Here is a 6,670-nt window from a genome sequence, read left to right on the forward strand (position 1 = left end):
GTTTTAGAACTTGAAAATCCAGGGTTTAAAACAGGTGTTTATTTAGTTAACGCCATTTCAGATGATAATAAAGTATATCATACAAAACTTGTTATTAATTAAAACTATAATTATTCGAAGGTATACAAAAGCCAGAAATTTTTTTCTGGCTTTTTGGTATTATAAAACAGGACAAAACAGGATGGTTTATAAAGGTTATCTTTTTAAATTTCACAAGAACAAACACATTTACTAAATGAAACGTCGGAACTTTATACAACTTTCAACACTAGCAGGTGTTGGTTTATCATTACCAATGGCAGGATTGCTAAATGCATGCGAAAGCCATCCAGAACATTCTTTTGAATTCAAAAACCTAATATCAGAACTTTTAAAAGATTGGTGTGATGGAATGATAAAGGTTCAAATTAATAATCCTTCTAATTTAGAAGAACATGGTGCTTTAGGATGCCCTTCTTGCGAACATATCCACGGCCGTTGTATGGATGCGGTATATCCGTTTTTATATATGGCAAACATTTCTGGAGATAAAAAATATATAGAAGCTGCTAAACTGGTCATGATTTGGGCAGAAAACAATGTCTCACAAAACAACGGTGCTTGGACAGTAATTAAAAACCCAAAATCATGGAAAGGGATTACCATTTTTGGAGCGATAGCGCTAGCTGAAGCATTACATTATCATGGTCACGTTTTAGATGAGGAAACTCGAAAAGCTTGGACAGAACGCTTAGAAAAAGCAGGACAATATGTGTATGAAACGTTTACTATAGATTTTACCAACATTAATTACGGAGGAACTGCAATTTATGGTTTAGATTTAATAGGCGACGTTCTAGGGAATAAAGGTTTTAAAACAAAAAGTAAAAACCTTGCAGAGGAGGTGAAATTATACTTTACTGCTAATGAAGGATTATTGTTTGGTGAATGCAAACCAGAGGCTAATAAATTAAGTAAAAAAGGCTTACGTGGTGTAGATTTAGGTTATAATGTAGAGGAAACTTTGAATAGTTTGGTCATGTATGCGCTCAAGGAAAAAGATGAAGAGCTGCTACAAATCTTAACAAAATCATTAAATAGTCATTTAGAGTTTATGTTGCCTGATGGCGCTTGGGACAATAGTTGGGGTAACCGAATGTATAAGTGGAGTTATTGGGGAAGTCGCACCTGCGATGGTAGCCAACCAGCATTTGGAATGATGGCGCACATCAATCCAGCTTTTGGCACTGCGGCCGTAAAAAACACAGAATTATTGCAACGTTGTACAGCAGATGGTTTGATACATGGTGGGCCACATTATATTTCGGCAGGAATTCCGCCTTGTGTGCATCATACTTTTGCCCATGCTAAACCTTTGGCGGCAATGTTGGACCATTGGAAGCATCTCCCAGAAATTAACAAAAATAAAGCATTACCGAGGGTTACTGCTGATGGAATTACTCATTTTAAGGATTTAGATGTTTCACTTTTTGCAAGAGGCGATTGGCGAGGAACTGTTAGTGCTTACGATGCAGAGTATCATTATAAATACGATTATCGTCAAGCATCCGGTGGAGCTTTAGGAGTTTTATATCACAATAAAGTCGGCTTGTTATGTGCTGCAAGTATGGCTGAATATCATATGGTTGAGCCCTATAACCAACAGATTCAACCAGGAAAAGATATAGCGCTAACACCACGAATTGAAACATTTAAAGATAATGTTTGGTTTACGAACCTATACGATTTACCTGCAACATTTACAGGAAAAGATGAAAATGGTATTATAGAATTGTTAGCCAAGGTAAAGTTAAAAAATGTAAACAGAGAAGTAGTAGAAGAAACAGCGTCTCAGTTTGATATTATTTATAACTGCTCATCCGATAAAATGGAAATAAGGGTGATAACAAACCAAAGCATTTCAGAACCCACAGCTTTTGTTTTACCTATTGTTTCGAAATCAAAGGAAGTTATAACCCATGTTTTTGAAAACGAAATAACAATTCAAAAGCCAGAAGGGAAAGTGACTATTAAGGCTACTTCACCCATAAAAATTAAAGAAATTGAAGGCAGCAGAACCTTTAATATGGTACCAGGTGTTGAAGCGTTACCATTGGAAGTATATTTTGAAAAAGATAAAAAGGAATTATTGTTATCCGTAACAGTAAGTTAATTCGATTTTATTATATTGTTTTTACTGTGGTTTCTAAATTGTTCTGGGGCTAATCCTGTTTTTTGTTTAAATAATCTATTAATGTAAACATCAACCCATTGCCCCTAGTAAAACCATAGGAATCTGCATAATATTTTGAAGGGTATTAAGTATGCTTTTCAATAACATTTCGTCCTAGAATTGTTAAGGTAGAATCCTCATGGTGTATCTTAAATAGGGTTTATTCGATATTTTATGTAGGTGTTTTTCATATCATTTTGTGCAATTAATATATCAAATTGTTAATTGATAAAAGCATTAATATGGTTGAAATTTATCAAAACAAAGTCTATTATATAATCTTTCACTTATACTATAACCTGAAACTACAGGACAATTAATTAATATGTTCGGAATATATTTATAGAATCTAAAGAAACATTAATGTTTTCGTGTTTACTGAGTGCTATTTTTAAGGTTAAAAAATATATTATCCAGATATAAAATGAAAATCCAACTAAACCACATCACTTGTTTAAAGTTTCTTTAGTTTTTTTAAAACAATAAAATAATGACACGTCAAATCAAAACCATTCTTGCCGTTCTGCTGATCAATTGCTCCCTAATGGTGGGACAAGCACAAAACAACACGCTGGAACAAGGTTTTAAAAATCTGCCACCATCGGGAAAAGCCCGTACCATGTGGTTTTGGATAAACGGAAATGTAAGCAAAGAGGGTATAACGGCCGACCTGGAAGCCATGAAAGAGATAGGTCTTCAAGGCGCGCTGATTTTTAATGTCAGTTTGCAGCATCCTGCAGGTGCAGCATCCTATTTAAGTCCGGAATGGCTCGACCTTTTTCATTTTGCAGCATTAGAAGCGCAACGTTTAGGTCTTGAACTTAGCTTTCATAATGGCGCTGGTTGGTCTTCAACTGGTGGTCCTTCTATAACTCCCGAATATGCAATGCAAGAAGTGGTTTATGCTGAATTAACCTTACAGGGCGGCAAGGTTTTCAAAGGGCAATTACCGCAACCCAGCATAAATTTAGGCTACTATATAGACATTGCCGTTCTTGCTTTTCCTAAACCCAAAAGTAATGAGCGAATAAGTCACTTAGATTATAAAACCCTTTCGGGCAAAGTGCGCAACCATTTAGCGCCTGACGATAAGGAAGTTGCTTCATCTGCCATCGTGAAGAAAACGGATATTATCAATTTAACATCTAAAATTACAGAGGCAGGATTCTTAGAATGGGAGGTTCCTAAAGGTGAGTGGGTAATATTAAGACTTGGTCATACGCCAACTGGTTCTAAGAATCGTTTTCCAAGCGATGGTGGAGCAGGTTTGGAGTGTGATAAAATGAACAGCGCCGCCGTTGACGTATTTTGGGAAGGTGGCATTATGCCAATTATAAATAAATTAGATACATTGATTGGGAGCGTTGTTGCAAACTGTCATGTGGATAGTTACGAAGTGGGCACAACCAACTGGACAGCCAACTTTGCCGATGAATTTAAGCGTCTTCGTTCCTACGATTGCGGCTTGTATTTGCCTGCACTTGCCGGTTATTACATTGAAAGTGGAGAAGAAACAGAACGGTTTCTTTGGGATTTCCGTCGTACCATTGGAGATTTAATTGCAACAAACTATTACGGACGCTTTCGTGAACGCTGCCATCAATATGGCATGCTTTTCTCCACAGAACCGTATTGGGGCCCGTTTGATAACATGCAAGTTGGGGCAAATGCAGATGCTGTACTGTCTGAATTCTGGAGTGGTCATCTGGCGTTTTTTGATTCACCTAAATTTGTAGCTTCTATTGCCAAACTAAATGGCAGTTCTGTTGCAGAGGCCGAAGCTTTTACCGATGAAGGCGGATGGCAGCGAGATCCAGGCTCGCTTAAAGCTATTGCAGATTTGGCTTGGGCACAGGGCATCAACCGTTTTGTTATTCATTGTTATGCGCATCAGCCATGGAATGTAGCTCCGGGATTAACATTAGATCGTTTTGGAATTGATTTTAACCGACACAATACTTGGTGGAAACAAGGGAAGCCCTTTCTTGATTACATTAATCGCGGGCAGTTCCTGCTACAACAAGGCACTACGGTGGCCGATGTGTTGGTATTTACGGGCGAAGCTTCTCCAAACGATGCTTTATTGATTCCGCAAATTAAGGCTTTAGGTTATGATTACGATTTAGTGGGATCAAACAAAATAGCCTCGTTAACCGTCAATGAAGGTCTTATTTGTACCGAACATGGCGCTACATATAACGCATTGGTACTTCCCCAGAATAGTTGGATTACACCGGAAACGCTTTCAAAATTAGAAGAATTAGCAAAAGGTGGTGCTATTATTTTGGGAGCAAAACCAAAAAAATCGCCAAGTCTGAAGCGCTATCCCAACAGCGATGTAAAAGTGGCACACCTTGCTGATGAGCTATGGAGCGAAGGCTTGATAAAAGACATCTCTGTTTTAGATTTTTTAAAGAATGATGCGCTGCTTCCCGACGTTAGTATTGAACAGGTTAGTGGTAACGATTTCGATTTTACCCATCGAAAGGCAGAAGATACCGATATTTATTTTGTGGTCAACAAGCAAAAGGAAAGTCGTATTTTAAATTGTCGTTTTCGGGTGTCGGGCATGCAACCTGAGCTTTGGAATGCCGAAAGTGGAGAAATAACAAAGGCAATAGTATGGAAGGATAATGGCGATGGCACCACAAGTATTCCTATTCAGTTTGAATCGGAAGGCTCTGTATTTGTCGTATTTAGACCTTCTGAAAATCTATCGGAGCATATCGTTAGTTCAATAATGAATGTAGAAAAAACCGAAGCCAAATCACTTTTAGATTTGAATATTATGAAAGCAGAATACGGAACATTTTTGCCATCAGGATTAGTTGATGTAACTGAAAAGGTAACTAGCAGTATGCAGAACAACCAATTGGAAATTTTTGCAAACCGCGATCTTTGCTCAGGAGATCCTGCTCCAGGCTATCATAAAGAGCTTCGCGTACAGTATAGCATTGATGGTACTATTTTAGAAACGTATGCTAAAGAGAAAGAACTGCTAAAAATTGATGCAGGTGATAAAGGTGAGCTAAGGATACTAAAAGCGGTATTTGGTAAATTTGAAAGAGGTGTAAACGGCATACCTCCTAGCAATCCCGTATACGATGTAACCGATGATGTTAAAGCTAAAGTTGCAGCAGGTGTTTTGGAGATTCCTATAAATGATACGTTTTTACAAGGTAAACCCAAAATAAAAACGCCGAAGACTTTACGTGTCACCTATAAAACCTTAAATGGAGAGAAAACCATTAAAGTGCCTTATGGTAGTGTGCTTAAATTATCACAGGATATGCCCGAACCTAAACTGATTTACAAAAAGGGTAAAGCCCTCTGGAAAACGCCTTATTCAGGTGCTTTTACGTACACAACTTTGCAAGACAAAACAAAAACAGTAAAAGTAAAGTCTGTTCCAAAGCCGATTGAATTGAGTAAAAATTGGAATGTTCAGTTTCTTAATCTTGAGGAAATAACCTTACAAAAGCTTATATCTTGGACTGAATCTACCAATGATGGCATGCGCTACTTTTCGGGCACCGCAACTTATACAAAAGAGTTTACGGTTTCAAAAAAAATGATAAGGGACAATAATTCCTTTGAATTAGACTTAGGGAGCGTTAAAGAGATTGCTGAAGTGATTGTGAATGGACAAAGCTTGGGTATTCTATGGAAACCGCCTTTCAGAATAAATATAGACAAAGCTATTAAGCATGGAACCAATACGCTTGAAGTGAAAGTGACCAACCTTTGGCCCAACCGTTTAATAGGCGACGAACAATTGCCCTTGGACTATGAGCGAAATGGAAACAGAATAAAGCAATGGCCCGATTGGTTAATTAACGATACCGAACGCCCAACACAACGAACCACTTTCCCTGCCTATAAACATTGGGAAAAAGATTCGGAGCTATTGCCTTCGGGATTATTTGGGCCTGTGCGTATTGTCGTGTTCAAAACCACGGAATTGTAATCGTTTTACGAGCAAATTTTAAGATGAAAACACCTTTGAGAAATAACAGTTTTCACTATTCTAAATAGAATAAATACCATTTTTTATGAAAAAAATTACGCTAGTATTTGTTATGGTGGCTCTGTTTTTTGCTGCATGTAAAAAGAATAAAAAGGATGAGATAACTGTTGAAGCATTTACCAGCTTGAAGGAGGGTTTTATGAACCCACCGGATTCCACGAAACCCGGTGTTTATTGGTATTTCATTAGCGGGCATATTTCCAAAGAGGGTATTACAAAAGATTTGGAAGCGATGAAAAAGGTAGGAATCGGTGAAGTTTTTATCGGAGACATTTTTTATCAACCTCCAACCAATAATTCACTTGGACTAATATCTGACCCTCCAATGGGCAATACGCCCTCATTAAGTGAAGCGTGGTGGGACTGTATGCGTCATGCCATAAAGGAAGGAAGCAGAATAGGTATAGATATTAGCTTTTTTAATTCTCCCG

General features: G+C 37.7%; 3 protein-coding genes. All 3 read left to right on the forward strand.

Going from position 1 to position 6,670, the window contains the following annotated elements; translation table 11 throughout:
• The first annotated feature begins 235 nt into the window (after positions 1 to 235).
• A complete protein-coding gene (locus WBN21_RS14165) occupies positions 236 to 2,152 on the forward strand; it encodes a hypothetical protein (RefSeq protein WP_424201385.1) in 1,917 nt (638 codons plus the stop codon).
• Positions 2,153 to 2,756: 604 nt separating this feature from the next.
• Positions 2,757 to 6,179, forward strand: coding sequence for a glycosyl hydrolase (locus WBN21_RS14170; protein ID WP_424201387.1), 3,423 nt, complete (start codon positions 2,757 to 2,759; stop codon positions 6,177 to 6,179).
• A gap of 85 nt (positions 6,180 to 6,264) precedes the next feature.
• Positions 6,265 to 6,670, forward strand: a 406-nt coding sequence (locus tag WBN21_RS14175; protein WP_424201388.1) for a glycosyl hydrolase, incomplete at its 3' end; no start/stop codon positions are given.

The sequence above is a fragment of the Algibacter sp. genome (genome assembly GCF_049667265.1).
Classification (GTDB): domain Bacteria; phylum Bacteroidota; class Bacteroidia; order Flavobacteriales; family Flavobacteriaceae; genus Algibacter_B.

Excerpts from the sequence above, each read along its gene's own strand:
- WBN21_RS14165 (WP_424201385.1), top strand. The coding sequence starts at position 236 with ATGAAACGTCGGAACTTTATACAACTTTCAACACTAGCAGGTGTTGGT.
- WBN21_RS14170 (WP_424201387.1), top strand. The coding sequence starts at position 2,757 with ATGGTGGGACAAGCACAAAACAACACGCTGGAACAAGGTTTTAAAAAT.